This is a genomic window from Lentzea terrae (assembly GCF_003265345.1).
GTDB classification, from domain to species: domain Bacteria; phylum Actinomycetota; class Actinomycetes; order Mycobacteriales; family Pseudonocardiaceae; genus Lentzea; species Lentzea terrae.
In genome coordinates this window covers 129,140-156,130 of sequence record NZ_QFWW01000007.1, presented here as the reverse complement: position 1 = coordinate 156,130, position 26,991 = coordinate 129,140, and the positions used below count along the sequence as shown (strand labels likewise).

General features: G+C 67.8%; 26 protein-coding genes and 2 pseudogenes. 15 read left to right on the top strand and 13 right to left on the bottom strand.

From position 1 onward, the window contains the following. Window positions 1-17: 17 nt before the first annotated feature. Complete coding sequence (locus tag DI276_RS12670; RefSeq protein ID WP_112263496.1) at window positions 18-2,561, top strand: BREX system ATP-binding domain-containing protein; 2,544 nt, start codon at window positions 18-20, stop codon at window positions 2,559-2,561. On the opposite strand, the gene DI276_RS12665 is transcribed toward DI276_RS12670, so the two are convergent. The 4 genes from DI276_RS12665 to edd form a co-directional block, all read right to left on the bottom strand. Then, window positions 2,521-3,756 carry an MFS transporter gene (locus tag DI276_RS12665; RefSeq protein ID WP_112263495.1) on the bottom strand — a complete coding sequence of 412 codons (1,236 nt, stop codon included), beginning with the start codon at window positions 3,754-3,756 and terminating at the stop codon, window positions 2,521-2,523. The genes DI276_RS12670 and DI276_RS12665 overlap by 41 nt on opposite strands. After that, window positions 3,756-5,723, bottom strand: a complete 1,968-nt coding sequence (locus DI276_RS12660) for a PEP/pyruvate-binding domain-containing protein (RefSeq protein ID WP_232836622.1) — start codon at window positions 5,721-5,723, stop codon at window positions 3,756-3,758. Before DI276_RS12660 ends, DI276_RS12665 begins: the two co-directional genes overlap by 1 nt. A gap of 214 nt (window positions 5,724-5,937) precedes the next feature. Then, window positions 5,938-6,585 (bottom strand): bifunctional 4-hydroxy-2-oxoglutarate aldolase/2-dehydro-3-deoxy-phosphogluconate aldolase, encoded by a 648-nt coding sequence (eda, locus tag DI276_RS12655; RefSeq protein ID WP_232836621.1) that lies wholly within the window; start codon window positions 6,583-6,585, stop codon window positions 5,938-5,940. Between the two features lie 324 nt (window positions 6,586-6,909). Beyond that, on the bottom strand, window positions 6,910-8,766 hold the full coding sequence (edd, locus tag DI276_RS12650) for a phosphogluconate dehydratase (RefSeq protein ID WP_198680602.1): 1,857 nt from the start codon (window positions 8,764-8,766) through the stop codon (window positions 6,910-6,912). Window positions 8,767-8,993: 227 nt separating this feature from the next. Between edd and DI276_RS12645 the strand changes: the two genes are divergently transcribed. From DI276_RS12645 to DI276_RS12620, 6 genes are all read left to right on the top strand, one after another. Further along, complete coding sequence (locus tag DI276_RS12645; protein ID WP_112263494.1) at window positions 8,994-9,287, top strand: hypothetical protein; 294 nt, start codon at window positions 8,994-8,996, stop codon at window positions 9,285-9,287. 85 nt (window positions 9,288-9,372) lie between these two features. Then, a complete protein-coding gene (locus DI276_RS12640; RefSeq protein WP_112263493.1) occupies window positions 9,373-10,137 on the top strand; it encodes a hypothetical protein in 765 nt (254 codons plus the stop codon). A gap of 9 nt (window positions 10,138-10,146) precedes the next feature. Next, window positions 10,147-12,015 carry a fumarate reductase/succinate dehydrogenase flavoprotein subunit gene (locus DI276_RS12635; protein WP_112263798.1) on the top strand — a complete coding sequence of 623 codons (1,869 nt, stop codon included), beginning with the start codon at window positions 10,147-10,149 and terminating at the stop codon, window positions 12,013-12,015. Continuing rightward, window positions 12,012-12,758, top strand: a complete 747-nt coding sequence (locus DI276_RS12630; protein WP_112263492.1) for a succinate dehydrogenase/fumarate reductase iron-sulfur subunit — start codon at window positions 12,012-12,014, stop codon at window positions 12,756-12,758. The genes DI276_RS12635 and DI276_RS12630 overlap by 4 nt, the downstream gene beginning before the upstream one ends. A gap of 159 nt (window positions 12,759-12,917) precedes the next feature. After that, complete coding sequence (locus DI276_RS12625; protein WP_157984675.1) at window positions 12,918-13,316, top strand: hypothetical protein; 399 nt, start codon at window positions 12,918-12,920, stop codon at window positions 13,314-13,316. An 18-nt stretch (window positions 13,317-13,334) separates the two neighbouring features. Then, on the top strand, window positions 13,335-13,706 hold the full coding sequence (locus tag DI276_RS12620; RefSeq protein WP_112263490.1) for a hypothetical protein: 372 nt from the start codon (window positions 13,335-13,337) through the stop codon (window positions 13,704-13,706). On the opposite strand, the gene DI276_RS12615 is transcribed toward DI276_RS12620, so the two are convergent. Continuing rightward, a complete protein-coding gene (locus DI276_RS12615) occupies window positions 13,707-14,354 on the bottom strand; it encodes a response regulator (protein ID WP_112263489.1) in 648 nt (215 codons plus the stop codon). Window positions 14,355-14,480: 126 nt separating this feature from the next. On the opposite strand from DI276_RS12615, the gene DI276_RS12610 reads away from it, so the two are divergent. Genes DI276_RS12610 through DI276_RS12600 form a run of 3 tightly spaced genes read left to right on the top strand, consistent with a single transcriptional unit; the run spans window position 14,481 to window position 15,587 of the window. After that, entirely contained in the window at window positions 14,481-14,759 is a 279-nt protein-coding gene (locus DI276_RS12610; protein ID WP_112263488.1) for a hypothetical protein, read from the top strand. A gap of 13 nt (window positions 14,760-14,772) precedes the next feature. Further along, window positions 14,773-15,138, top strand: coding sequence for a hypothetical protein (locus tag DI276_RS12605; RefSeq protein ID WP_157984674.1), 366 nt, complete (start codon window positions 14,773-14,775; stop codon window positions 15,136-15,138). After that, a complete protein-coding gene (locus DI276_RS12600; RefSeq protein WP_157984673.1) occupies window positions 15,123-15,587 on the top strand; it encodes a hypothetical protein in 465 nt (154 codons plus the stop codon). The genes DI276_RS12605 and DI276_RS12600 overlap by 16 nt, the downstream gene beginning before the upstream one ends. A 46-nt stretch (window positions 15,588-15,633) precedes the next feature. On the opposite strand, the gene DI276_RS12595 is transcribed toward DI276_RS12600, so the two are convergent. From DI276_RS12595 to DI276_RS12580, 4 genes are all read right to left on the bottom strand, one after another. Continuing rightward, a complete protein-coding gene (locus DI276_RS12595; protein WP_112263485.1) occupies window positions 15,634-16,491 on the bottom strand; it encodes an amino acid ABC transporter permease in 858 nt (285 codons plus the stop codon). Continuing rightward, a complete protein-coding gene (locus tag DI276_RS12590; protein ID WP_112263484.1) occupies window positions 16,488-17,135 on the bottom strand; it encodes an amino acid ABC transporter permease in 648 nt (215 codons plus the stop codon). Before DI276_RS12590 ends, DI276_RS12595 begins: the two co-directional genes overlap by 4 nt. 78 nt (window positions 17,136-17,213) lie before the next feature. After that, entirely contained in the window at window positions 17,214-18,107 is an 894-nt protein-coding gene (locus DI276_RS12585) for a glutamate ABC transporter substrate-binding protein (protein ID WP_112263483.1), read from the bottom strand. A gap of 39 nt (window positions 18,108-18,146) precedes the next feature. Next, complete coding sequence (locus DI276_RS12580; RefSeq protein WP_198680630.1) at window positions 18,147-18,875, bottom strand: amino acid ABC transporter ATP-binding protein; 729 nt, start codon at window positions 18,873-18,875, stop codon at window positions 18,147-18,149. Between the two features lie 159 nt (window positions 18,876-19,034). On the opposite strand from DI276_RS12580, the gene DI276_RS12575 reads away from it, so the two are divergent. Both DI276_RS12575 and DI276_RS12570 read left to right on the top strand, forming a co-directional pair. Further along, the gene (locus tag DI276_RS12575) at window positions 19,035-19,709 is read left to right on the top strand and encodes a response regulator transcription factor (RefSeq protein ID WP_112263482.1); all 675 of its coding nucleotides are present in this window, start codon (window positions 19,035-19,037) and stop codon (window positions 19,707-19,709) included. A 54-nt stretch (window positions 19,710-19,763) separates the two neighbouring features. Continuing rightward, entirely contained in the window at window positions 19,764-21,149 is a 1,386-nt protein-coding gene (locus tag DI276_RS12570) for a sensor histidine kinase (RefSeq protein WP_112263481.1), read from the top strand. A gap of 23 nt (window positions 21,150-21,172) precedes the next feature. Here the strand turns inward: DI276_RS12570 and DI276_RS12565 are convergent, their stop codons facing one another. After that, on the bottom strand, window positions 21,173-22,087 hold the full coding sequence (locus tag DI276_RS12565; RefSeq protein ID WP_232836620.1) for a TAXI family TRAP transporter solute-binding subunit: 915 nt from the start codon (window positions 22,085-22,087) through the stop codon (window positions 21,173-21,175). A gap of 57 nt (window positions 22,088-22,144) precedes the next feature. Between DI276_RS12565 and miaB the strand changes: the two genes are divergently transcribed. Together miaB and DI276_RS51955 are read left to right on the top strand one after the other, a co-directional pair. Beyond that, entirely contained in the window at window positions 22,145-23,611 is a 1,467-nt protein-coding gene (gene miaB, locus DI276_RS12560; protein ID WP_112263479.1) for a tRNA (N6-isopentenyl adenosine(37)-C2)-methylthiotransferase MiaB, read from the top strand. Then, window positions 23,608-24,075: an Rv2732c family membrane protein gene (locus DI276_RS51955; protein WP_232836619.1), complete on the top strand. Its 468-nt coding sequence runs from the start codon at window positions 23,608-23,610 to the stop codon at window positions 24,073-24,075. Before miaB ends, DI276_RS51955 begins: the two co-directional genes overlap by 4 nt. A gap of 96 nt (window positions 24,076-24,171) precedes the next feature. On the opposite strand, the pseudogene DI276_RS51950 reads toward DI276_RS51955, so the two are convergent. The 3 genes and pseudogenes from DI276_RS51950 to DI276_RS53380 all read right to left on the bottom strand — a co-directional run. Next, window positions 24,172-24,738 (bottom strand): annotated as a pseudogene (locus DI276_RS51950) (tetratricopeptide repeat protein); the annotation flags it as partial. 975 nt (window positions 24,739-25,713) lie between these two features. Then, complete coding sequence (locus DI276_RS12545) at window positions 25,714-26,157, bottom strand: AAA family ATPase (RefSeq protein ID WP_232836618.1); 444 nt, start codon at window positions 26,155-26,157, stop codon at window positions 25,714-25,716. A 17-nt stretch (window positions 26,158-26,174) separates the two neighbouring features. Beyond that, a pseudogene (locus tag DI276_RS53380) lies at window positions 26,175-26,357 on the bottom strand (helix-turn-helix domain-containing protein); the annotation flags it as partial. Between the two features lie 118 nt (window positions 26,358-26,475). On the opposite strand from DI276_RS53380, the gene DI276_RS12540 reads away from it, so the two are divergent. Further along, window positions 26,476-26,952 carry a DUF2690 domain-containing protein gene (locus DI276_RS12540; RefSeq protein ID WP_112263475.1) on the top strand — a complete coding sequence of 159 codons (477 nt, stop codon included), beginning with the start codon at window positions 26,476-26,478 and terminating at the stop codon, window positions 26,950-26,952. The last annotated feature ends 39 nt before the right edge of the window (window positions 26,953-26,991 follow it).

Below are 26,991 nucleotides of genomic sequence, written 5' to 3'. Positions count from 1 at the left end.
AGCAGGGGTAGGCAGAGGTGACATCTCCACTGCTCGGCCGGGACGCGGAACTCGCGGCTCTCGGACGTTTGCTGGACGACGCACTGCAAGGAACGGCCTCCTGCGTGGTGGTCACCGGGGGCTTCGGCATCGGCAAGTCCGCGCTGCTCGACGCCCTCACCGCCGAGGCGAGGGATCGCGGGTTCACCGTCCGCCTGGCCAAGAGCGCCCGCCTGGAGAGCCACTTACCAGGGGCCGTGGTGCGTCAGCTCGCGCCATGTCTCGCGAACGAGCACGACCTGGAGGAGCTGTACGCGCGCACCACGAACTCCGCGCGCCGGGCACCGATCCTCATCGTCGTCGACGACGTCCACGTCGCCGACACCTTCTCCAAGCGCGCGCTCGCCTACCTGCGGCCGCGCCTGCAGGGCCTGCCGGTCGTCATGGCTCTCGGTGCCTCGCAGGGTTACCTGTCCACGGACGAGGTGACGCTGCCCGAGATCGCCGGTGCCCACCCGCACCGCATCGACCTCGACGGCCTCGACGTCGCGGCCATCGCGCAGCTCACCGAAGACCTCCCGGACCGAGATCCACAGCGCTGTCACGAGCTCACCGGCGGCAACCCGTATCTGCTACAAGCCTTGCTACGTGAGGAAGGCGAGGGTTCGGCCGCGGTCGGCGAGATGATCGGCATGCGGCTGCGCGAGTACACCGGTGCCGCCGAGGTCGCCCGATCCGCCGCCGTGCTGGACGGTGACGCCGGACTCGAGCTCCTGTCCGCGTTGACCGGGTTCGACGCGCTGCCCGCGGTCGACACGCTCGTCCGCCTCGGCGTGCTCGCCGACACGGACCCGCTGTCGTTCCGGTATCCGTTCGTGCGCAACAGCATCCTCGCCGACATGCCGATCGCGGTCCGGTCCGCCGCGCACGCCCGCGCCGCGTGGTTGCTGTTCGAGTCCGACGCGCCCGACGAACGCGTCGCCGAGCACGTCCTGAAGGCCAGGTCCGTCCGCCTGCCGTGGTCCGTCGACCTGTTGCGCGAGGTCGGCGGCGTCGAACACCTGGAACGGGCGCTCGACGAACAGCTGTCCGAAGAGGACCGCCTGTCGATCGAGGTCGAGCTCGGTCACGCCGAACACCTCAAGAACAACAAGGACGGCCGCGACCGGGTCCGGGACGCGCTCACCGCCTGCGAGGACCCGCACCTCGCCGCGAACGTCGCGCTGTCGTTGATCCAGAACATGTGCACGGGCTCGGACGCGCACTTCGCCGTCTCGCTGGCGATCATGGTGATCGCCCGGCTGCTGCCGGAGGACCGCGACACGGTCTGGAAGATCGTCTGCACCACGTATCTCTTGTCCGCCAACCGCGACGCCAGGATGGCCAACTGCGCGGGCAAGTACTTCGACGACCTCATCGGCGACATCCCGCAGGACCCGAACCTGCGGCGCGCGCGGTCGGCGTTGCTCGCGGTCGGCAACGCCTGCAGCGGCGACTCGGCCGCGGAAGCCGTCGACCACGCGCTGGAGGCACTCGACGGCGAGTGGGTCGACGTCCTCGGCGAGCCCTACCTGTTCACGTTCCTCGTGCCGGTGCTCGCCGATCATCCCGAGCACATCAACAAGCTCTGGCTCTCCCACAGCACCGCGCCGACGTCGTACGACCCGCACCTGCGCCGCGGAATGCTGAGCATGATCGCCCGCGCCGCCGCGTTCCACAACAGCGGTGATCTCGCGCGGGCCTACACCTTCCTGACGCCGCCGGTCTCGACGGGCAACCTCGACTGCCCGTCGGTCCTGCTGGCCACGGCGAAGCTCGCCGAGGTGTGCATCGAGATGGGGCAGTTCGACGAGGCCGCCCCGCTCGTCACCGAGGACGGCGACCTGTTGCAGCACATCAACGTCGTCTACGCCCGCGGCCGGCTCAAGCTCGCGTCCTGTCACGCGGAGGGCGCGCTGGAGGACCTGCTGGAGGTGGGCCGGCGGCTGGCTGCCCGGGAGATGCCGAACCCGGCGCTGATCCCGTGGCGCCACCACGCCGTGCGCGCTCACCTGGCGTTGGGCAACCGGGATGATGCCGCCAGGCTCGCTCACGAAGAGCTGGACCTGGCCAAGCGGTGGGGTTCCACGCGCGTGATCGGGACCGCGTTGATGAGCGTTGGCATCAGCACGGATGATGTCGATGTCCTCGTTGAGGCGGAACAGGTTCTCGCCTCGTCACCGCACCGGCTGCTGCACGCCCAGTCGTTGTACTGGCTCGGACATCACCTGCGCCGCAAAGGCCGCACTTGCGAGGCGGCTCCACATCTGCGCCGGGCTTTCGAGCTGGCGCGCCAGCTCAGCGCGCACCCGCTGGCCAAGCTCGCCGGCGACGAGGTTCGCAACGAGGGCGACGACCAGGTGCAGGGCCTGACCAAGCAGGAGAACAGGGTCGCGCGGATGGCGGCGCAGGGCCTGACGAACCGGCAGATCGCCGAGACCCTGCACCTGACCCGCCGCACGGTGGAGCTGCACCTGTCGAGCGCCTACCGCAAGCTCGGCATCACCGGGCGAGCTGAGCTCGTCGCCGCCTTGTGGTCCTGACGGCGATCAGCAGGCCCGCCAGCAGTGCCATCAGGATCACGGTGACGACCGACGACAGCACCAGGAACTCGTTGAGCTGCCCGCCCGCGAGGTAGGCACCGAGCGCGATCGCGACGACCGCGCACACCGCGCGGTCCATGATGGACTCCATCGAGAGAAGTGTTGCGCGGTACCGGGAATCCGGGATCGCGTCGTTGAGCAGCTGCTTCTGGATGGGGAAGCTCATGCCCGCCGTCACGGAGAACAGGCACAGCAACACGATCGTCACGACGCCACCGGACGGCACGATGAAGCCGATCGACAACGCCATCACGACCGTCAGCAGGAACACCGACTTCGCGGGCCCGATCTTGCGCGACAGCCAGCGCGGGCGTGCGGCTGCTATTGCTTCGAAGATCGTCATCGCGGCGAGCACCGAGCCGTACCAGCTGACCGAGACGTCCTTCGACTCGAGCACCGGCTGGAACAGGTTCACCTGCAGGATCCGGACCAGCGTGAACATCGCGATGCCCTGGACCATCAGCAGCAACAGCCAGCGCGAGGTCCTGAGCGAGCCGAACGCGCCGCCGACACCCGCGAGCAGCTTCGACGTCTTGCCCTCCGGACGTTGCCAGCCCGGAATCGGCGGGAGCTTCAGCGCGAGGACCACCGCGATCGCGGCGTTGATCGCGGTGAGCCAGTACGGCGACGGCATGTTCCACTGCATGAGCAGGCCGATCACCGGCCAGCACACGATCTTGCCGACCAGGCTGTACGACCGGCCGACGCCCTCGACCTTGAGGTAGAGGTGCCCGGCGTTGTGCGCGTTGAGGTACTCGTACAGGTACGCGCTCTGGGCGCCGGAGATCAACGACCTGGCCAGTGCGATCAGCAGGAAGTGGATCAGGAACCCGGTGTAGTTGCCGGCCAGCACCGGTACCAGGTTCGCCACGACCAGCACGCTCGCGCCGAGCCACATCGATGTGCGGTAGTCGAAGCGGTCCGCGACCATGCCGGTCGGGATCTCCATGAGGCAGAACGCGATGTAGTAGATCGACTGGATGCCGAAGATCTCGGCGTCGCTCAGCCCGAGCTGCTTCTGGTACTCGTAGAAGATCGGGATCCACAGCAGCAGCCCGAAGAAGAACTGGAAGCCGTACGTCAGGCGGACGGCACGCGCCACTTCCGGAGTCGCCGGTACGCGAAGACCCAGCATCAGATCGAGTACGGCCGCAGCTGCAGGACGTACAGGATCTCGTCGGTGGCGAGCCACTCGATGTCGACCGGCGAGTCGAACGTGTAGTCCGGCGAGAAGTGCGCCTGCAGCAACCGCCCGACGACCGCGAGCCGTTGCAGCTGGGCGTGCCCGTTGGCGTCGAGGTCTGCACTCGCGTCACCGAGGGAGACGGTTCGTCCACCACCCTCCACAGTGGAGTAGAGGTACTGCATCGGCTGCTTCGAGCCCTCGACGACGTCGGTGACGTTCGGCGAGACGTTGATGTAGACGTTGCGGAAGTCGTTGCGGTTCATGGGGTTCGTGGTGACCATGACGCCGCCGAAGCCCGCCTGGACCTGCTCCTGGATCACGACGCCCATGAAGCAGTCGTCGAGCGAGATGCCGGCCTGCTGCCGCAGCCGGACGCTGCGGGCGGAGACGAGGGAGGCCCACACCTCCTTGACCGACTCCACGATCTTCTCGGCGCTGGTGACGTGGTTGTACGACTCGTAGATGCCTGCCGCGGAGAACCCGGCGAGGTCCTCGGCGTTCGACGAGCTGCGCACCACGAAGGTCCGGACACCGGCCAGGTTCTCGATGAGCGCACTGTCCAGCTCGGACAGCAAGTAGTCCGGCACACGCGTCTTGCGGATCAACCGCTGCAGCTCGACGCACAACGGCTCGATCTCGCGGGCGTTGAGCTCCAGCGCCATCTTCAGCTTGCCGATGGCCTGCTGGATCTTCGGCGACGACTCCAGGAAGCCCTGGTGCATCGAGAACGGCAACGCGATGCCGCGCGGCACCCGCACCCGTTCCGCGAGCAACTGCTGGGCGGCCGCGAGCAGGTCGTCGTCTTCGTTCTTGCCGAGCAGTTTCGCCAGGTACGGCATGAGGTTGTCGCGCGGCGGGCGTGGCACCGAGAAGAAGCCGAGCAGCCGGCGCTGTGATTCGTTCGCGAGCACGTGGTGCAGCTCGCCGAGGTTGGCGGCCTTGGTGCCGTAGCGGTGGCTGTCGTTGTAGCGGATCTTGCCGAGGTTGAGGATCGGGTTGTAGGTGTCCTCCGGCTCCTCCAGCGTGATGCGCTGCGCGTACCAGGCTGGCCGCTGGCCCAGGTCCTCCGGCTCGTCGATCAGCCGCAGGCCGACCTCGGCGCTCTTCGGTGACACCTCGTACTCGACCCACTGGCCGTCCAGGTGCTCGCGGTCGATCAGGTCGAACGCGCCGAGCTGGATGGCGTTCGGGATGGACCAGCCGGTCGCCAGGACGTTCGTGTGCGACAGGGGAGTGGTGTGGCTCGCGTTGATGATGCCGGCCAACCTCGGAATGTCGTCGGGAACGCGGTGCATCACGACGATGTCGAACCACTCCAGCGAGTTCTGCCGGTACTCCTGCTCTGTGCGGAATGCGCGCAGCCGGCCCTTCGTCGTACCCGGATTCAACGCCACGAACTCCGCAGTGGAGAACAATTCGTGCGCCAGGATCCGTGGAAGCCTTTCCACGGGCAACTCCGCGACCGCCTGTTCCTGGAGGTGGTTGGCGGGCTTGAAGAACAACGGCGTCGCGGCGTCGACGTTCTTGCGCACTTCGCCGTAGAAGAACTCGATCATGTCGGTCGACATGGTGTCGACCTCGACCGTCTCCAGCGAGAACATGCGCTTGTCCTCGCGCTTGTGCAGCGACAGGATGCCGAGGAAGAACCGCCGGTCAGAGGCGTGGTAGAAGCTCTGGTTGAACTCGTCGATCCGCGCGCGCATCTCTTCTTCGGCGATGCCCAGGATCTCCTGGCCGATGTAGATGGCGTGGAACTCGTGGCGCGCGTTGTTCAGGAAGTGGATCGTCCCGTTGTGCCGGTCGACGACCACCTTGACGAAGGAATAACCACCCAGACTGCCGGAAAGCTGGTTGAAAGCCGACATAGTCAGCTGCTCCCCGACCAACCCCGCCACGTCGGCTTCCTGGACAGCCACACCTGCTCCTCTCGCGCGTCATTGCAACGAGCAAGTGTGACACCGGCGAGATGAGCGTTATTCCGGTGCGAATCTCAATTGGTCCGCGCGCGGTTCGCCTTTCCTCAAACTCCTGTCAATTGGAGACCGGCGTCACCTCCCGTTGGGTGAGTGTTCCAACGTGGTGGGACGCCGGTCTCGTGATGTGAGCCGAATTTCCGGTCGGTGACCTGGGTTACCCGAGCCGGCTGGCCTCGCGGGCAAGCGTTTCGATGCGGTCCCAGTCGCCCTGCGCGAGCGCGTCCTTCGGGGCGAGCCACGAGCCGCCGACGCAGCCGACGTTCGGGAGCGCGAGGTAGTTCGGCGCGGTCTGCGGGGTGATGCCGCCGGTCGGGCAGAACTTCACCTGCGGGATCGGACCGCCGATCGACTTCAGGTAGTCGACGCCGCCCGCCGCCTCGGCCGGGAAGAACTTCAGCGCGTTCAGCCCGCGCTCGGTCAGCCGCATCACCTCGGACACGGTCGCCGCGCCCGGCAGGTACGGCAGCCCGGTCGCGTCGGCGGCGTCGAGGACCCGGTCGGTGCTGCCGGGCGTGACGAGGAACGCCGCCCCGGCCTTCGCGGCCTGCTCGGCGTGCTCCGGCGCCGTGACGGTGCCCGCGCCGATCACGATCTCCGGCACCTCGCGCGCGACGTTCTCGATCGCGGCGAGCGCGGCCGGGGTGCGCAGCGTGAGCTCGATGACGCGGACGCCACCGCGCAGCAATGCCTGGGCGAGCGGCACCGCGTGGTCGGCGTCGTCGACCACGACGACGGGGATGACGGGCGAGAGCGCGAGCAGGTCGGCTCCGGTGGTCGCCCTGGGATTGTCGCCGTTGGTCACGGTGTCACTCCTTGCCACTTCGAAGATCGAAAACTGATATATCGCATGCTGCTAGGTTCCGCTGCCCACCGCCGCCGCCTCGTCCACCGCCTGCTTACCACCCTCGGATGCAAAAAACGTTTGCGGACGAAGTCAAAAGACTCATTGCAAAGGCGGTCGAGCGGGCATCGGAGGGAGCGGGGCTGGCCTGGGCGGCGGGGTGCGGCGCCGACCGGCTGCCGACGCCCCTTGCAATAGCTCGTTTGCGGACGAAGTCAAAAGAGTCATTGCTAAGGGGCAGGTCGGCGGGCATGTCGAGCGCCAATATATTGATTGGGGGGCTGGTCAGAGGAGCGAGACCGGGGCGAAGTGGTCGGCGGTAATGGGGCCGAACACCGTTGCGCCGCGGTCGGCAGGCCCGACGGTGCGGCGCAGAGCGGCGAACAGCTCGCGCCCCGTGCCGACCCATTCGCGCCCGGTCGGCGGGAAGTCGACGAGCGGACGTGAGGCGAGCTCCTCGGCCGACACCTGGACCTCGAGAGTGCCGGCGGTGGCGTCCAACCGGACGACGTCGCCGTCGCGGACCCGGCCGAGCGGGCCGCCTACCGCAGCCTCCGGGGTGAGCTGGATGGCGGCGGGGATCTTGCCCGAAGCGCCGGACATGCGGCCGTCCGTCACCAGGGCGACCTTGTAGCCGCGGTCCATCAGGACGCCGAGCGGCGGGGTGAGCTTGTGCAGTTCGGGCATGCCGTTGGCCTGGGGGCCCTGCTGGCGGACGACGACGACCACGTCGCGGTCGAGCTCGCCTGCCTTGAAGGCTTCCTGGAAGGCCTCCTGCGTGGTGAAGACGCGGGCGGGGGCCTCCACGACGTGGTTCTCGTGAGCCACTGCGGAGACCTTGATGACCGAGCGGCCGAGGTTGCCGGAGAGCATGCGCAGGCCGCCGTCGGAGGCGAACGGGTCGGAAGCGGGGCGCAGGACGTCGAGGTCCAGCGAGCGGCCAGGGCCGTCCACCCAGACCAGTGCGCCGTCGGAGAGCATCGGTTCCTGGCGGTAGCGGTCGAGGCCGTGGCCCACCACGGTGTTGACGTCTGCGTGCAGCAACCCGGCGTCCAGCAAAGTGCCGACTACGAACTGGACGCCGCCCGCGGCCTGGAAGTGGTTGATGTCGGCGCTGCCGTTCGGGTAGACCCGCGCGATCAGCGGCACGACGGACGACAGGTCGGAGAAGTCGTCCCAGCTCAGCTCGATGCCCGCGGCGGCGGCGATGGCGACCAGGTGCATCGTGTGGTTGGTGGAGCCGCCGGTCGCGAGCAGAGCGACGACGCCGTTGACGACGGCCTTCTCGTCGACGATGTGGGCGATCGGGGTGTAGCCCTCGCCGCGGGCCATCTCGACGGCGCGGCGTCCGGCGTGCTCGGTCAAAGCGCGGCGCAGACCAGTGCCCGGCGGGACGAACGAGGCGCCCGGCAGGTGCAGGCCCATGACCTCGACGACCATCTGGTTCGAGTTCGCGGTGCCGTAGAACGTGCAGGTGCCGGGGGAGTGGTACGACGCGGCCTCGGCCTCCAGCAGGTCCTCGCGCGACGCCTTGCCCTCCGCGTATAGCTGCCGGACGCGGGCCTTCTCCTTGTTGGAGAGTCCGGACGCCATCGGGCCCGCGGGTACCAGGATCGACGGCAGGTGGCCGAACGACAGCGCGCCGATCAAGAGCCCGGGCACGATCTTGTCGCAGACGCCCAGCAGCACGGCGGCGTCGAACATCTCGTGGGACAGGGCGATACCGGTGGACATCGCGATGACGTCGCGGCTGAACAGCGACAGCTCCATGCCCTCGCGGCCCTGGGTGATGCCGTCGCACATCGCGGGCACGCCGCCCGCGAACTGGGACACGCCGCCGGCCAGACGGACCGAGTCCTTGATCCAGGCCGGGTACTCCTGGAACGGCTGGTGGGCCGACAGCATGTCGTTGTAGGACGACACGATCGCGACGTTGGACTTGCGCAGCGCCCGCAGCGCCGCCTTGTCGCCGCCGGTGATTCCGGCGAAGCCGTGCGCCAGGTTGCTGCACGCGAAGCCGGACCGGGACGTTCCGTCCTGTGCGGCGGCGGCCACACGTTCGAGGTACGCACGGCGGGTGTCGGCGCTTCGGGCGGCGATCCGGCGTGTCACCTCTGTCAGAACAGGATGCAGTTCGGTCATGGGGGTCTCCGGGTCATCACGGGCCGTGGTGGGGCCCTCACGAGACGACAACGGTGGCGTCCCACGGACGGGCGTGACGCCACACACAGTAAGTCATGGCTGGTCGTAGACACAAAAACGATTCAGTAGCTGAGACGTGGCCAGTTTTGAATCTTGGCGTGTGGTGCTTGTCACATGGCTTGAGATTGGGCAGAGTGCGGGGCACGACCTTGGAACGGAGGTGTCCCATGACGTCCACGGAGATCGTCGAACTGCGCCGGGTCATCGGTCAGATGCGGCACTGCGTCAGCTCGTTGCGCGCCAAGTACGGCGACGTGGCAGCTGTGCAACGCCTTGCCAACGACGTAGAACGCATGGACATCGACGCCACCGAACTCGTCGATCTCGGCACCACCCCGAGGCAGCGGGAAGCGCCTCAAGTGGAACGCGAGGTCGTGGTCGTGCCAGACACGCCCTACGACGAGTCGTTGTGGAAGGACGCAGACGACGAAGGACTCGGTGGCTACCGCAACCGGACCTGAGCCGACCTGATCAGACGGCCCCCGCGAGACGCGGGGGCCGTTCGGCGTTTCTCCACAACGGCGTGGACCCCCAGAAAGGTGAGTAATGGCGAGGGCAGAGATCGCCGCCAGGACTCTGCGCACGGACCGATGGTGGTTGCCGCCGCTGACGACATTCGTCGGCCTGCTGCTCATCTCGATCTACGCGGCGTTCCGCACGTTCCAGGGGGACTTCTACTGGGTCGACCAGTACCACTACCTCACACCGATGTACTCGCCGTGCCTCACCGAGGAGTGCGTCCCGGCGGCCGCGCACTTCGGTCAGTGGTTCCCGGCACTGCCGGGCTTCCTCACGCCGCCGGTGATCATCATCCCGTTCCTGCTGGGCTTCCGGATCACCTGCTACTACTACCGCAAGGCCTACTACCGGGCCGCCTGGGCGTCGCCGCCCGCGTGCGCCGTGGCCGAGCCGCACAGCAAGTACACCGGTGAGACGAAGTTCCCGCTGATCGCGCAGAACCTGCACCGGTACTTCTTCTACGCGGCCTCGGTCCTGCTGCTGATCAACATCTACGACGCGATCCTCGCGTTCGGCACCGGCGTCGGCCTCGGCAACATCATCCTGCTGGTCAACGTCGGCCTGCTCGCCGCGTACACGCTGTCGTGCCACTCGTGCCGGCACATCGCGGGCGGGCGGCTCAAGCACTTCTCCAAGCACCCGGTCCGGTACTGGATGTGGACGCAGATCTCCAAGCTGAACAACCGGCACATGCTGCTCGCCTGGACTTCGCTGATCTTCGTCTGCCTCACCGACCTGTACGTCGCGCTGGTCGCCTCGGGAACGATCTCCGACCTCCGCTTCATCAACTAAGGAGTGGTTTTGCCCGAGCTGGAAAGGCATTCGTTCGACGTTCTCGTGATCGGTGCCGGTGGTGCCGGGTTGCGTGCCGCGATCGAGGCCCGTGAGCACGGCATGCGCACCGCCGTTCTCTGCAAGTCGTTGTTCGGCAAGGCCCACACGGTGATGGCCGAGGGTGGCATCGCCGCCGCCATGGGCAACGTGAACTCGAGCGACAGCTGGCAGGTGCACTTCCGCGACACCATGCGCGGTGGCAAGTTCCTCAACAACTGGCGGATGGCCGAGCTGCACGCGCAGGAGGCACCGCAACGGGTCTGGGAACTCGAGACGTACGGCGCGCTGTTCGACCGCACGAAGGACGGCCGCATCTCGCAGCGCAACTTCGGTGGCCACGAGTACCCGCGCCTCGCGCACGTCGGTGACCGCACCGGCCTCGAACTGATCCGCACGTTGCAGCAGAAGATCGTTTCGTTGCAGCAGGAGGACTTCAAGGAGTTCGGCGACTACGAGGAACGCCTGCGGGTGTTCCAGGAGTTCACCGTCACCGACCTGGTCAAGGACGGTGACCGGATCGCCGGCGCGTTCGGCTACTGGCGCGAGTCCGGCCGGTTCGTGCTGTTCGAGGCGCCGGCGGTGATCCTCGCGACCGGTGGCATCGGCAAGTCGTTCAAGGTCACGTCGAACTCCTGGGAGTACACCGGCGACGGCCACGCGCTGGCACTGCGCGCGGGCGCCTCGCTGATCAACATGGAGTTCATCCAGTTCCACCCCACCGGGATGGTCTGGCCGCCTTCTGTGAAAGGCATCCTCGTCACCGAGTCCGTCCGCGGTGACGGTGGCGTGCTGCGGAACTCCGAAGGCAAGCGGTTCATGTTCGACTACATCCCCGAGGTGTTCAAGGACAAGTACGCCGACAACGAAGAAGAAGGCGACCGCTGGTACACCGACCAGGCCAACAACCGGCGCCCACCGGAGCTGCTGCCACGCGACGAGGTCGCGCGCGCCATCAACTCCGAGGTGAAAGCCGGGCGCGGGTCGCCCCACGGCGGCGTTTTCCTCGACGTGTCAACGCGTCTACCCGCCGAGGAGATCCGCAAGCGGCTGCCGTCGATGCACCACCAGTTCAAGGAACTGGCCGATGTGGACATCACCGCGCAGCCGATGGAAGTCGGGCCGACCTGTCACTACGTGATGGGCGGCGTCGAAGTCGACCCGGACACCGGATCCTCCTCCGTGGCAGGGCTTTACGCCGCCGGTGAGGTCTCCGGCGGCATGCACGGCTCGAACCGCCTAGGTGGAAATTCGCTGTCGGACCTGCTGGTGTTCGGACGCAGGGCCGGTGCGGGTGCCTCGGAGTACGTGCGGGCACTCGAACAGCGCCCGGCCGTCTCCGAGGACACGGTCACCGAGGCACGGGCGACCGCGCTCAAGCCGTTCCAGCAGGAAGGCGGGGAGAACCCGTACACGCTGCACATGGAGCTGCAGCAGTCGATGAACGACCTGGTCGGCATCATCCGCCGGCAGGCCGAGATGGAAGAGGCGTTGCAGCGCCTGGAGAAGCTCAAGGAGCGGGCCCAGTCGCTGACGGTCGAGGGACACCAGCAGTTCAACCCGGGCTGGCACCTCGCGCTCGACCTGAGGAACATGTTGCTGGTGTCGGAATGCGTGGCCAAGGCGGCACTGCTGCGCACGGAGTCCCGCGGCGGCCACACCCGCGACGACCATCCGTCGATGGACGCGGAGTGGCGGCGGAAGTTGTTGGTGTGCAACGTCTCCGGCGACGGCGTGACGGTCGAGGAGAAACCGCAGATCCCGATCCGCTCCGACCTGCTGGACCTGTTCGACCGGACCGAGCTGGAGAAGTACCTCACCGCCGAGGAGTTGTCATGAGCTACCAGGGGAAGTTCCGGGTGTGGCGCGGTGACGACTCCGGCGGCGCGCTGGAGGACTTCACCGTCGAGGTCAACGAGGGTGAGGTCGTGCTCGACATCATCCACCGGCTGCAGGCCACGCAGGCACCGGACCTCGCGGTGCGGTGGAACTGCAAGGCGGGCAAGTGCGGCTCGTGCTCCGCGGAGATCAACGGACGCCCGCGGCTGCTGTGCATGACCCGGATGTCGGTCTTCGAGGAGTCGGAGACGATCACGGTCACGCCGATGCGGACGTTCCCGATCATCCGCGACCTCGTCACCGACGTGTCCTTCAACTACACCAAGGCGCGCGAGGTCCCGTCGTTCGCGCCGCCGAAGGACCTGGCACCGGGCGAGTACCGGATGCAGCAGGTGGACGTCGAGCGCTCGCAGGAGTTCCGCAAGTGCATCGAGTGCTTCCTGTGTCAGAACACCTGCCACGTGGTCCGTGACCACGAGGAGAACAAGGAAGCGTTCTCCGGGCCCAGGTTCCTGATGCGGGTGGCGGAGCTCGAGATGCACCCGCTCGACACGGCCGACCGCGTCGACCAGGCGCAGGACGACCACGGGCTCGGGTACTGCAACATCACCAAGTGCTGCAGCGAGGTGTGCCCCGAGCACATCCACATCACCGACAACGCGCTCATCCCGATGAAGGAACGCGTGGCGGACCGCAAGTACGACCCGATCGTCTGGCTCGGCAACAAGCTGTTCAAGCGCTAGCAAGCCGTCTCGTGGGCCGGGCATCGTAGCTCCGGCCCACGGGACGCGGGGCTGTTTTCGCCCGATTGCCACGTTCGTGGGTTTCCCCCGGTTTTCAGTGCGCCCGTGTCGGCGTCCGGTGCTGTACTGAGGATCCAGCACGAATTGGGGGATTCGAATATGCGAGCATTTTTCGCTGTCGTCGTGGCGGCGTTGATGTCGGTTCTGCTTGTTCCGTCGGCATCCGCGCGGGAATCGGGTTGTTCCGTACCCGATCCCCAGGGAAACGGCGTGGTGGCGCTGCACATCCTCGGGCAGAGAGGTGACAGCTGCTCGGTGTTGCGGATGATGGGGCAGCTCACGCCCGTGGGTCCGGCCAGTCACACCGGTTTCTACCGGATGTTCGGCCCGAACGGTCACATCGCCGACAGCGAGACGAAGTTCTGGACTTTCGAGGAGTCCTATCGCGTCGAGGTGAACCAGAAGGCGTTCGACGGTTCGCTGTGGTGTGCGGAGTTCTGGATGAAGACGGGAGACACGTTCACGCGTGCCGCTGATCCGGTTTGTGGCGAGTTCTGACATTTCTGGGGGGAAGAGATGAAGATTCTGGGATTGCTGGTGACCGCTGTGCTCGTGCTGCTGCCGGCACCTGCCCATGCGGCGATCCAGGGCAGCACGAACGGCGTGTGCGGGCCGATTCCGTCGCAGAGCGACTGCTCCATCGCGACCGACCAGTTCCCCGGCGGCCGGCTCTCCGTCGACGCCGACCTCGTCCGGAGCTGGCCGTTCGGCAACTACCGCGCCAGCTGGGAGGTGTGGGACAGCCAGGGCCCCACCGGTTGCAAGCGCGAGATCTGGTCGGACGACCCGGCCGGTTCGTGGACCTGTGAGGGCGTCCACGCCGGGTACGTCTCGGTGAGCATCAACAAGATGAGCCCGGACTTCGCCCACCTCGGCCTGCGCTGGTAGTCACCCGGCGAGCTGCGGCGTGACCAGCCCGGACTCGTAGGCCGTCACCACGGCCTGGGCCCTGCTGGTCAGCCGCAGCTTCGTCATCACGCGGTTGAGGTGCGTCTTCACCGTGCCCTCGGTGACGCTGAGCTTGCTCGCAATCGCTGCGTTGGTCATGCCGGTGGCGACCAGCCTCAGGACCTCCCGTTCGCGCTCGGTGAGGTCGCCCAGACCGATCGGAACCCACGGCGCGGCAGGAACATCACCGCGCAGGTAGGCCGCGACGAGCCGGCGCAGCACGGTGGGACTGAACTGCATCTCGCCGGACGCCACGGCCTTGATCGCCGCGAGCAGCCTGGCCGGTTCGGACTCCTTCAGCACGATCCCCGCGGCACCCAGCCGCAGCGCCTCGTGGACGTCCTCGTCGAGGTCGAAGGTGGTCAGCACCAGCACCCGCGCCGAAGCCGCCACCCGTTTCAACGCGGTGAGCCTCGGCAGGCGGATGTCCATCAGGATCACGTCCGGCCGCGTCGACTCGGCCAGGCGCACGGCGGTATCGCCGTCCGCGGCCTCGCCGACGACGGTCAGATCCGGTGCAGCGTTGAGCAACGCGACCAGGCCCGCTCTGAACAACGGCTGGTCGTCAACTACGAGAACGCGCGTCACAAGGCCCCTCAATCATGTGACGTCACCGCGGTAGATCCCCCAACTCAGAGCGTACCGCGAAAGTTGACGGGAGATCCACTGTTCGTGAGACGACCCGGTTCCGCTCGCGTCGATACGTTCCGCGGCATGCGCACCGCATCGGCCGACCTGCTCGCCGTCCGCACGATCACCGCCGACGGATCGGACGTCTACCTGCGGGTCACGTCCAGTTCCGGCGATCTGGAGATCCGCTGGTTCCGCGACGGCGACCACCGCGTGGCCGGCAGTCCCGTCCTGTTCCCGGCTGGGGACCGCGCGCGCCGGCGCATCGGCTCGAACTTTCCCGCCGGCACGACGTTCCACTTGGAAGTCGTGGGCAGCGAGCCGGACTGGTGCGGCGTCGTCGACTGGAACGTCTACTCCTGAGGGGGATCTCTTGATGAAACGTGTTATCGCCGTTGTGGCCGCCGTGGGGTTTGCCATGCTGTCGGCGGCGCCCGCACAGGCCGCGTCAACCACGATCACGGTGCCGTTCAAGAAGGACCAGATCACCTGGTTCACCAACGCGCGCACGATCACCGTCGCCGGATCGAACATCGACGCCAGGGTCGCGCTCGGCGGCGTCATGCAGCTCGCCTGGTACAAGTGCGGCGACCGCAACACGCGCGGCTCCTTCGTGCGGATGGAGGAGACCCGCAAGCACGTGGGCACGAACTTCAGGGCGGGCACCAAGTTCTGTCTCGCGTCGAACAGCCCGTACACCGAGGGCACCGTCGGGGGAACGCTGTGGTGGAGCGGCAACTGACCGCACTGCTCGCGGTGGCTCTGGTGGCCGGTTGTGCGGCACCACAAGCACAACCACAGCTGGTGAACCAGCAGCAGTACGCGAAAGCCGTGCAGGACAGCTCCGCCAGGTTCACCTGGCCGGACGGTCGCAAGCCGGATCTGGCCGTGCTGGCGGAGAAATCAGGGCCGGGACCGGACAGGGCACCGGCGGGCAGTGAGCGGATCGTCCTGGAGATGACCAACTCGTGCGCCTGGTACCTCGGCTGGGAGGACGCGCGGAAACGTGGCGACCGGACAGCCGAGTCCAAGGCGCTCGAGGTGATGGACGAGGTGCTGCCGAAGTTCTCGCCGGAGGACCCGGACGGGCAGCGCTACGCCCGCGAGGCGGCCGCCAAGGCCAAGAAGGGCGACGGCTCACTGGCCGCGGACTACGTGGCGAACAACTGCGAGTCCGTGCGCTGGAAGTAAAACGGGGCGTGTCCGATGTGGACACGCCCCGTTCCTGTCGTTCACGTCAGACCGGCGCCATCTCGGGAATGTCGTCGGCATCCACGTGGATGACCTTCTTGTTGCGGCGGTTGCGCTTCTCGAGGTAGTTCGCGAGCCACGCCAGCAACAGGCACAGTCCGATGTAGATCGCGGCGACCACGATCATCACCGAGATGATCGGCCGGCCGAAGTTCACCGCGTCACCACCGATGCGGGTACCCCACCTCAGCAGCTCCTCGAAGGTGATCAAGAAGCCGAGCGCCGTGTCCTTCAGCAGCACCACGAGCTGGCTGATGATGGTCGGCATCATCGCCCGCAACGCCTGCGGCAGCAGCACGAACGTCATCACCTGCGTCTTGCGCATGCCCAGCGCGTACGCCGCCTCGCTCTGCCCCTTGGGCAACGAGTTGATGCCCGCGCGGAAGATCTCCGCGAGCACCGAGCCGTTGTAGAGCATCAGGCTCAACACGACCGCCGTGAACGCGCTCAGCTTCACCCCGGCCACGGGCAGGCCGTAGTAGAAGAAGAACATCATGATCACGAGCGGGATCGCGCGGAAGATCTCGACGATCACCGCCGCGGGAGCGCGCACCCACGCGTGGTCGGACAGCCGGGCCGCCGCGAAGATCGCACCGAACGCGAGCGCCAGCACCGCGCCTGCCGCGAACGCGCTGAGCGTGTTGCCGATCGCCTCGACGAGCGACAGCTGGATCTGCTTGTAGTTGATCCAGTCCAGCCTGCGCTCGGAGAACTGGTCGGTGGCGATGAACCGCCAGGCGACGTACGCCACCCCGGCGAGCACGGCCGCGATGCCGATGACCGCCATGACCTTGTGACGTGCGTGGGCCTTCGGGCCGGGGACGTCGAACAGCACCATGCTCATCGGGCCACGCTCCACCGCTTCTCGAAGACCTGCTGGGCGTACGTCAGCGGCATCACCAGGATGACGAAGCCGAGCGCGACCCACAGGAGTCCGAGCAGGACGTTCTCACCCTGCTCCGACAGCGACTCGCGGATGTTGCCGGCCTGGACGACGGCGAACCCGGACGCGACGGTCGTGTTCTTCAGCAACGCGATCATGGTGCTCGTCATCGGCGGCACCACCGAGCGCAACGCCTGCGGCAGCACCACGTTGCCCAGCATCTGCACGAACGTGAGACCGAGCGCGCGGGACGCCTCGGCCTGGCCGACCGGCACCGTGTTGATGCCGGACCGCACGACCTCACAGACGAAAGCCGCCGTGTAGAGCGACAACGACACCACAGCCGCGACGTAGTTGTCGATCCTCAGGATCTCCAGCAGCGGGTACGCGAAGACGAAGAACACGAACACCAGCGTCAACGGCGTGTTGCGCAGGACCGTCACGTAGAGCGTGCCGATGCCCCGGAACACCGGCACCGGGCTGACCCGCAGCGCGGCGAGGAACGTGCCCAGCACCAGCGACAGCACAGCGGAGATCGCGAAGAGTTGCAGTGTCTGCCCGAACAGGCGCAGGAACAGATCTAGGTTGTTGGTGAGGACGCTCATCGGTTTCCTTGCCGTCGTCCGCTTTCAAAGGAACGGCCGGTGGACCCACGTGGGATCCACCGGCCACGTGCGAAACCGTCAGTACCTGTCGATCTTCGGCTTCTGGGCGGACGAGCCCGACTTGCCCAGGGTGCCGTCGTAGATCTTCTGCCAGGTGCCGTCGTCCAGCGACGCCTGCAGGATGTCGTTCACCTTGCCGCGCAGGGCGGTGTCCTCCTTGGGCAGGCCGACGCCGTACGGCTCGCTGGAGAACGTCTTGCCGACGACCTTCAGCTTGCCGTCCTCGGCGGCCGCGTAGCCCTTGAGGATCGCGTCGTCCGTGGTGACCGCGTCGACCTCACCGTTGAGCAGCTTGGTGACGCACTGCGAGTAGCCCTGGAACTCCTCGATGCTGCCGCCCGGCTCCGTGAGCTTCTCGTCGCGGATGCGCTTGGCCGGCGTCGAACCGGTCACCGAGCAGACCTTCTTGCCCTTGAGGGCTTCCTTGCCGGTGATGTCGGTGTTGTCCTTCTTCACCAGCAGGTCCTGACCGGCGACGAAGTACGGACCGGCGAAGCCGACCTTCTCCTTGCGGCCCGCGTTGATCGTGTAGGTGCCGACGTAGTAGTCGACGTCACCGTTGATCAGCGCCTGCTCGCGTGCGGCCGACTGGATCGTCTTGAACTGGATCTTCTCGGGGTCGAAGCCCAGCTTCGCGGAGATCAGTCGCGCGATGTCGATGTCGAAGCCGCTGTACTTGTTCGTCGTCGGGTCCTTGTAGCCCAGGCCCGGCTGGTCTTCCTTGACGCCGACGACGAGGTTGCCGCGAGCCTTGACCTTCTCGAACGTGGGCGAACCGTCGACCTTGACGTCCTTGGCGACCTCGAAGAGGCCGGCGGGCGCGCCGGAATCGGTCGGACTGCCCTCCTTGCCACACGCGGTCAGGGCCAGTGCGCCCGTCAGCAGCACCGCCGCAAGGGTGCGAACCCTCATCGTCCTTCTCCTGCCATTCGTTCGAAAGTGGGCTGACTTCTAGTGAGTCAGGATCTTGCCAAGGAAGTCCTTCGCGCGGTTGGACTTCGGGGCCGAGAAGAACTCTTCCGGGGTGGAGTCCTCGACGACCTCGCCGTCGGACATGAAGATCACCCGGTCCGCGGCCTTGCGGGCGAAGCCCATCTCGTGCGTGACGACCAGCATCGTCATGCCGTCCTTGGCCAGGCCCGTCATGACGTCCAGGACCTCCTGGACCATCTCGGGGTCGAGCGCGGACGTGGGCTCGTCGAACAGCATCACCTTGGGCTTCATCGCCAGCGCGCGGGCGATCGCCGCACGCTGCTGCTGCCCACCTGAGAGCTGAGCCGGGAACTTCTCCGCCTGGTTGGCGATCCCGACGCGCTCCAGCAGCTCCATCGCGGTCTTGCGCGCCTCGGCCGCCGGGGTCTTGCGCACCTTCACCGGAGCGAGCATCACGTTCTCGACGATGGTTTTGTGCGCGAAAAGGTTGAAGGACTGGAACACCATGCCGACATCGGCACGAAGGCGGGCCAGTTCCTTTCCTTCGGCGGGAAGAGGCTGCCCGTCGACCTCGATGACGCCGGAATCAATCGGCTCGAGTCGGTTGATGGTCCGGCACAGGGTCGACTTACCGGAACCCGACGGCCCCAGCACGACCACGACCTGCCCCTTCGGCACCTCCAGCTGCACGTTCTTGAGCACGTGCAACGGGCCGAAGAACTTGTCCACACCCGCCACACGAATCATCGGCGGGGCAGAGGCGGCAGTCATCCAGTCCTCCATTTGGGGTCGTCGGCGTTGGCGGAAACCTAGGTGTCCGCCACCACACCAGTCCAGGACATTGAGCAAGACTTAGGGTCTCAACTCTGTCACAGGCAGACATCGGTTGCCCGGGAGGTAGCGAAAGTGCGCGTGCTGCTCGTCGAGGACGACGACAGGGTCGCAGAGGCCTTGGTCCCAGCCCTGACCAGACGAGGTTTCCAGGTGGACCGGCAGGCCACCGGACGCGGCACGCTCGACCGCCTCACCGGCGTCGACGTGGTGCTGCTCGACCTCGGCCTGCCCGACATGGACGGCGTGACGCTGTGCCGCGCCATCCGGGCCGCCTCGGACGTCGCGATCATCGTCGTGTCGGCGCGAGGGGAGATCGACGACCGGATCCTCGGCCTGCACGCCGGGGCCGACGATTACCTGGTCAAGCCCTATGACGTGGGCGAACTGGTCGCGCGTGTGCACGCCGTCCGGCGCCGGCGCGGAGCCGATCCGGTCGGGGTGGGAGCGGTGTCGACGGAGGTGTTCGAGACCGGCGACGTGCGGGTCGACCTGGGGCGTCACGAAGTCACCGTGGCGGGTGAAGCCGTCGCCCTGTCGCGCAAGGAGTTCCAGGTGCTCGCGCTGGTGATGGCGGCGGGTGGCGCGGTGTGCACACGGGAGCGGATCCTCGCCGAGGTGTGGGGACGCACGTGGTCCGGCGCCAACCGCACACTGGACGTGCACGTCGCCACGTTGCGGACGAAGCTGGGCCGTCCCGCGCTGCTGGAGACCGTGCGCGGCGTCGGGTACCGGCTGGGACAGGTGTGATCTCGAATGGGTGATCTTTCGTCGGCGTGTCGCCGTGGGGTGGGGTAACGGCTCGTGAGGTCCCGACTGCTGGGCGTGGTGCTCGCCCTGATCGTGCTGGTGCTCGTCGGTCTCGGCGTGCCGCTGGGACGCGGCGTGGCGGCCGCGGAGCAGCAGGAGATGTTCCTCGACCGCCTCACTGACACGAGCCGGTTCGCCTCGCTGGCGCAGCGGCCGTTGATCGACGACCAGCCGGACCTGATCCGGGCCGAGCTGGAGCGGTACACCGAGCTCTACGACATCGGCGTGGCCGTGGTGGCCCGCGACGCGCCAACGGTGGCTGTGGTGGCGTCCCGCAACGACCTGGCGCTCGGGGACAGCACCGTGCAGGACCTGGTCAGCAAGGCCCTGGCCGGGCGGCTGCCGGTCGCGCCGCCGTTGTTCATGCCGTGGAGCGACACCAAGCTCGTCCTCGCCGAACCCGTCCTGGTCGACGGCGAGGTGCGGGGCGCGGTGATCACGTTCTCGCCTACGTCCAAGACCCGGTTCGAGGTGCTGGCCTGGTGGGGGCTGCTGCTGGCGGCGTCGCTGCTGGTGCTGGCGCTGGCGGTGCTGCTGGCGTTGCCGGTGGTGCGGTGGACGTTGCGTCCCGTGCAGGCGTTGGACGACGCCACCGGGAAGCTCCTCGCCGCCGTGGTGGCCGGTCGGCCGGTGCCGCCGGTGGGGGCGGAGAGCGGACCGCCCGAGCTGCGGCAGCTCTCGCGGTCGTTCGACCAGATGGCCGCGAACGTGAGCGACGTGCTCGCCGCGCAACGGGCGTTCGTCGCCGACGCGTCGCACCAGCTGCGCAACCCGTTGACCGCGTTGAAACTCCGGCTGTCCAACCTGGAGGGTCACGTCGACGCGGAGGCCGAGGTGCACCAGGTCGAGGCGCTCAGCGAGACCGACCGGCTGAACCGGATTCTCGACGAGCTGCTGGCGATGGCCCGGGCAGAATCCAGCTCGGTCGACCCCGTGCCGGTCGACGTCGACAAGTCCGTGGCCGCGCGGCTCTCGGCGTGGCACGCGGCCGCGGCAGCGAAGGAAGTTCACCTCGTGCTCGACGGTCAGCGCGTCGGCATGGCCCTCGCGCCGCCGCGGGGCGTCGAGACGATCCTCGACGCGCTGCTGGACAACGCGTTGAAGTTCACCGCCGAGGGCACGCTGATCGTGGTCGACGTCCGGAAGTCCGACGGCGTCGTCCGGCTGTCCGTCGCGGACCACGGGCCCGGGTTGCAGCCCGACGAGCTCGAACGCGCCACCGACCGGTTCTGGCGCAGTCCGGCGCACCAGAACGTGCCGGGCTCCGGGCTCGGGCTCTCGATCGTGCGGCTGGTCGTCGAGCGCGTCGACGGCGCCGTCCGCCTCGAGTCGCCGGAGGACGGCGGGCTCAAGGTCGTGGTCGAGCTACCAGCCATCTAATACTGAATCTAATATATTGGATATTACACTTTGGAGTCGCGGTAGTAGCGCATCGCGCCGTTGTGCAGTGGCACCGGTGAAGTCTCGATGGCGGATCGCTGCTCTATCGTCCGCGCCGCCGAGTGGGCCTTCACGAGCTCGGGCTGCCCCTCGAACAGCTGCCGCACCAGTGCCTCGGCGACGTCGTCGGGCATCGACTCGGTGACGAGCAGGAAGTTGCGCACGACGAGCGTGATGACCGGGCCGGACTGCAGGTTGTAGGTGGACGCGGGCAGGGTCGCCGACCCGTACACGGGATATTGCTGGCGGAACTTCGTCAGGTCGTTCGTCAGGTCGAGCATCCGGACCCCGAGCGCCTTGGTGAGGTCGGTGATCCTCTTGGTCGGCAGTCCGCCGGACCAGAAGAACGCGTCGAGCTTGCCCTCCTGCATCCACTTGGCCGACTCCTCGAGGCTGAGGTTCTCGGTGCGCGGGGTGACGTTCAACGACTTCAGCAGCTTGCTCGCGATGATCTCGACACCCGAGTCCTTGGCGCCGATGGACACGCGCATCCCCGAGAGCTCGGCGAGCTTCGTCACCGGCACGTCGTTGCGCACGATCACCTGCAGGTAGTCGTCGTGCATCCGCGCCAGCGCGCGCAGTCGGTGCGCGCCCTCCATGTCCTCGAAGGCGTCCGCCTGGGAGAAGCCGACCTCGGCCTGGTTGTTGATCAGGCGGGTGACGTTGTCCCGCGACCCGTTCGTCACCACGACCTGGGGCCGCACGATGCCGAGACGTCCGCTCCAGACGTCCGCCAGGCTGTTGCCGAGGGTGAGATAGACGCCGCCCTGCGGGCCGGCGGCCATGGTGAGCTTGAGGTCTTCAAGCGTGCTGCCACAGCCCGTCAGGACCGTTGCGGCGGTCAACAGGCTCACGGCGACATGCACTCGTCCCAGCACCTGCGCATCGTGCCACGGCGGCGTTCTACGCTTGCACCCGACGAAAGGTTGGTTGCAGTGACCCGCAGTTACCAGATCCGCACGTTCGGTTGCCAGATGAACGTGCACGACTCCGAGCGGCTCGCCGGTCTGCTCGAGGACGCCGGTTACGCGCGGGCCGCCGAGGACGAGCAGGCCGACGTCGTCGTCTTCAACACCTGCGCGGTCCGCGAGAACGCCGACAACAAGCTCTACGGCACGCTCGGTCACCTCGCGCCGCGGAAGACCGCGAACCCCGGCATGCAGATCGCCGTCGGCGGCTGCCTCGCGCAGAAGGACCGCAGCGAGATCGTGCGCCGTGCCCCGTGGGTCGACGTCGTGTTCGGCACGCACAACATCGGCTCGCTGCCGGTGCTGCTCGAACGCGCGCGCCACAACGAAGAGGCGCAGGTCGAGATCCTCGAGGCGCTGGAGACCTTCCCCTCGTCGCTGCCGGCCACCCGTGACTCCGCCTACTCGGGCTGGGTGTCGATCTCGGTGGGCTGCAACAACACCTGCACCTTCTGCATCGTCCCGTCGCTGCGCGGCAAGGAGAAGGACCGCCGGCCGGGCGACGTGCTCGCCGAGGTCCAGACGCTGGTCGACGAGGGCGTGCTGGAGGTGACGCTGCTGGGCCAGAACGTGAACTCCTACGGCGTCGAGTTCGGCGACCGGCTGGCGTTCGGCAAGCTGCTGCGCGCCTGCGGTGGCATCGAGGGACTGGAGCGCGTGCGCTTCACCTCGCCGCACCCCAAGGACTTCACCGACGACGTCATCGCCGCGATGGCCGAGACGCCGAACGTGTGCCACCAGCTGCACATGCCGCTGCAGTCCGGGTCGGACCGCATGCTCAAGGAGATGCGCCGCTCGTACCGGACCGAGAAGTACCTGGGCATCATCGAGAAGGTCCGCGCGGCCATGCCGGACGCCGCGATCACCACGGACATCATCGTGGGCTTCCCCGGTGAGACCGAGGAGGACTTCCAGGGCACGCTCGACGTGGTGCGGCAGGCCAGGTTCTCGTCCGCCTTCACGTTCCAGTACTCGAAGCGCCCCGGCACGCCTGCCGCCGACCTGCCGGACCAGCTGCCGAAGGCCGTGGTGCAGGAACGCTTCGACCGGCTCGTCGCGCTGCAGAACGAGATCACCCACCAGCTCAACGTCGAACAGGTGGGCCGCACGGTCGAGGTCCTCGTCGCGACCGGCGAGGGCAAGCGCGACGCCGAGACGCACCGCATGAGCGGCCGCGCCCGCGACGGACGCCTCGTGCACTTCACGCCCGGCACCACGGCTCCGCGTCCCGGCGACGTCGTCGAGACCGTCGTGACCTACGGGGCCCCGCACTACCTCGTCGCGGACGGCGAACCGCTGTCGTGGCGGCGCACCAAGGCCGGTGACCGCTCCGAGGCGGGCATCAAGCCCAAGACCGCGGGCGTCGGCCTCGGCCTGCCGTCGTTCGGTGCCCCGGCGCCGCTGCCCGCCGTGTCGGGGTGCGCGGCCCAGTGAGCGAAGAGGAATACCTGCGCAAGGAGATCGACGCGGTGGAACAGCAGGCGGCCAAGCGCATCGATCCGGGCACCGGCGCGTTGACGATCTCGATCGCCGTGCTGGCGTTGCTGGTGTCGCTGGTGCTGCCGTGGGTCGGCGACACCACGGGCCTGAGCGTCGTGCTCGGTGAGTCGACGAGCTTCGTGCCGCGGCTGTTCTCGTTCTTCGCGCTCGGCATCGGCGTGGTCGGCTCCGGCGTCACGCTCGCGGTCCGCCGCTGGGGTCTCGCGTGGGTGTGCGCGCTAGGCCTGTTCGCCGGGTCCGTGACGGGCGTGCTGTCGATCTGGACGCAGCAGACGACCACGAGCAACAAGACGATCGGACCGGGCCCCGGCATCGGCCTGATCATCGCCGTGATCGCGGTGATCGTGCTGCTGGCGAAATGGGTCAGGATCGCGGCTTCGCGTCCGCCCCAGCTCTGACAGCCCGCGCCGGGCACGTCGTTGCTGGTCGGCGATGCCCAGTTCGCACGCGAGCGCGAGCCCGCTGCGGTAGTGGCCCTCGGCGCCGGTATCTCCCGCCGCGGCGCAGGTGTCGCCGAGGTCGATGAGGATGTGGGCGCGCAGGTCCCGCGCGTCGTGGGCGGTGGCGACGGCCAACGCCTGGTGGTGCAACCGGACGGCCTCGGTGTGGTCGCCGAGCCGTGCCCGCGCGACACCGAGCCCGGAGAGCACCCGCGCCCGCATCGCGCCGAGCGGCAGACCCGCGTCGAGCACCTGGCGGAAACAGGAGACCGCGCCGTGCGGGTCACCGCCGTACGCGCGCACCGAGCCCAGCACGGTGAGCGTGCGCAGCTCACCTGCACGGTCGCGCAACGCACGGGCCTGCCGGAGCGCCAGGCCGAGTTGCTGCTCGGCCTGACCCAGTTCGCCGGTCTTGGCGCACAGCGCGCCGAGCCCGTTGTGGACCTGGGCCTGGTGCGTGAGCGGGCCGGTGCGGTCGAGGATCGTCAGAGCTTCGGCGAACGTGTGCGCGGCCGCGTCGTCGTCGCCCTCGCGCTCGTACAGCTGGGCGAGCGCCGCCAGCGTCACGCCTTCGTCGCGGCGCAGACCGAGTGCGCCGAACAGCGCGCGGGCCTCGAGCATGCGGTCCTCGGCCAGCCGGTAGCTGCCTTCCGACAGGTGCAGCGTGCCGAGCCGGGCCAGTGCGCGGGCGCCGGCGTGCGGATCGCCGAGCGCGATCGCCGCCTCGTAGTGGTCGTGCGCTTCGGTCAACCTGCCGAGCTGGTGACACGCGGCGGCCAGGTCGACCAGCACGTGCGCCTCCGCGTCTCTGGCGCCGAGCTGACGTGCGGACGACAACGCGATGCGTTGGCAGTCATGCCGTTCCTGGGCCTGTCCGGACCGGGAATGCCACGGCACGAGCGCCTGTGCGAGTTGCCAGGCGTGTGCGTGCAAACCCGCCTGCGCGGCGGTGGAGACCGCGGCGAGCAGGTTCGCGTGTTCGTGCGACCACCAGTCCCACGCGTCGTCCTGGCTCGTGGAGACGAGGGCGTCGGCCGGTGCGAACCAGTGATACGCATCGGTTGCCTGGCCGGCGCTGGCCGTGAGCCGCAGGTAGAGGTCGAGCAACCGGCCGAGTGCCGCGCGCCGCACCGGTTCCAGCTCGCCCGCGACGATCTTCGCCGCGTACCGGCGCAACCAGGTCGTGGCAGGTGTAGCGCTCGACCGCCGACTCGCACAGGGCGGCCGTCGCTTCGGGGCTGATGTCGTTGCCCGGCAACAGACCGAGGAACCGGAACGCGAGGCGTTCCGCGGCACCGAGATGGCGATAGGACAGTTCGAACGCGCCGGCCACGCTGCGGTTGCCCACTGACAACGCGGTCAGCCGCTCCTGCTCGTCGCGCAGCCGGGCGCCGAGATCGGGCACCGTCCACGACGGACGGTTCCGCAGCCGGGTGGCGGCCAGCCGGATCGCGAGCGGCAGGTAGCCGCACAGTGCGACCACCTCCGCGATGGCGTCGTGCTCGGCTTGCCGCCGGGTGATCCGGGTGAACAGGTCGACGGCGTCGTCCTCGTCCAACGAGCCGAGCGACAGATGCGCGGCGCCGTCGAGATCGGTCAGCTTGTGCCTGCAGGTGAGCCGGGGACGAGCGGAGCGACCTGCGCGGCGTCCACCGCGTTGTCGATCACGATGAGCGTGCGTCTGCCCTTGAGCCGCGAACGCCACAACGCGATGCGGTGAGTGAGGTCCTCCGGCAGATCCGGTCCGGGCAACCCGTGACAGCGCAGCAGGTCGGCGAGAGCGGCGTTCGCGGACAACGGGTCGTGGCCGGGCGTGTGGCCGTGCAGATCCACGAAGAACTGCCCGTCGGGAAACCGGTCGGCGAGCAGGTGGGCGAGCCGGACCGCGAACGCGGACTTGCCGCTGCCCGCCATCCCGTCGATCGCGATGATCGACTCAGTGGTGGCCGGCCGGCGGCAGTGGGCGACTTCGGTCGACCGACCGGTGAAGCCGGCGAGGTCGTACGGCAGTGCCGATGGGCAGTCTCTCGGCGGTGGCACGGCGCGGCGCGGGCGTGGTCGTCCAGGCCGAGGGTGGTGGCGAGCCGTCCCACCGTGGCCTGGTGCGGGAACTGCCGCTCGCCGCGTACCAGCGCGCCGATCGCCTGGGCGCTGAGGTTCGCGCGTTCGGCCAGTGCTTCCTGCGTGAGGCCCGCGGAAAGGCGAAGGCGCCGCAGAAGTATTCCGAGCGACGTGTCCATCATTGTTCCCCCACATTCGATTGTAGGGGTCTTCTGTAGAGGTTGTCGCTGTTTGTCGACATGTCCTGGCTGTCAGTGTTTTCCCGTCCAAGCAAGGCTCTTTGAGGGCGAATCTCTGATGTTCCGAGGAAAGCTCGGTCGGGCGGCGCTCCTGGTGGCGGCGTGCGCGTCGATGATTTCGGTGCTGCCGGCCGTGGCCAGCGCCGCGCCGGTGGAGGCGGCGGCGACGTGTTCCGGCGCCGGCTGCGACAACAAGGACCCGGAGGTGACCGGATGCGCCGCTGATGCGATCACGGTGGCCTCGGTGTCGTCGCCGAAGGGGCGCGTCGAACTGCGCTACTCGCCCACGTGCGGCACGAAGTGGGTACGCATTCCGAACTACGCGGGCGGTAGTTCCCGCCCGGATGGCAAGTTGCAGATCAGGGTCTGGGACCGCCCCCGAGACGTCTACGTCAACTTCTGGGCGTCGGCGAGCGCGGGTTCCCACTGGGGCAACATGGTCTATTCGCCGGGAGCCACGAGGTGCGGCTGGGGTCAGGTTGACTGGAACGGGGGATCGGCCTGGGACGCCCAAGTCAAGGCTTCGACCTGCTGAACACGACGAAGGCCCCCTCCTCGGAGGGGGCCTTCGTTC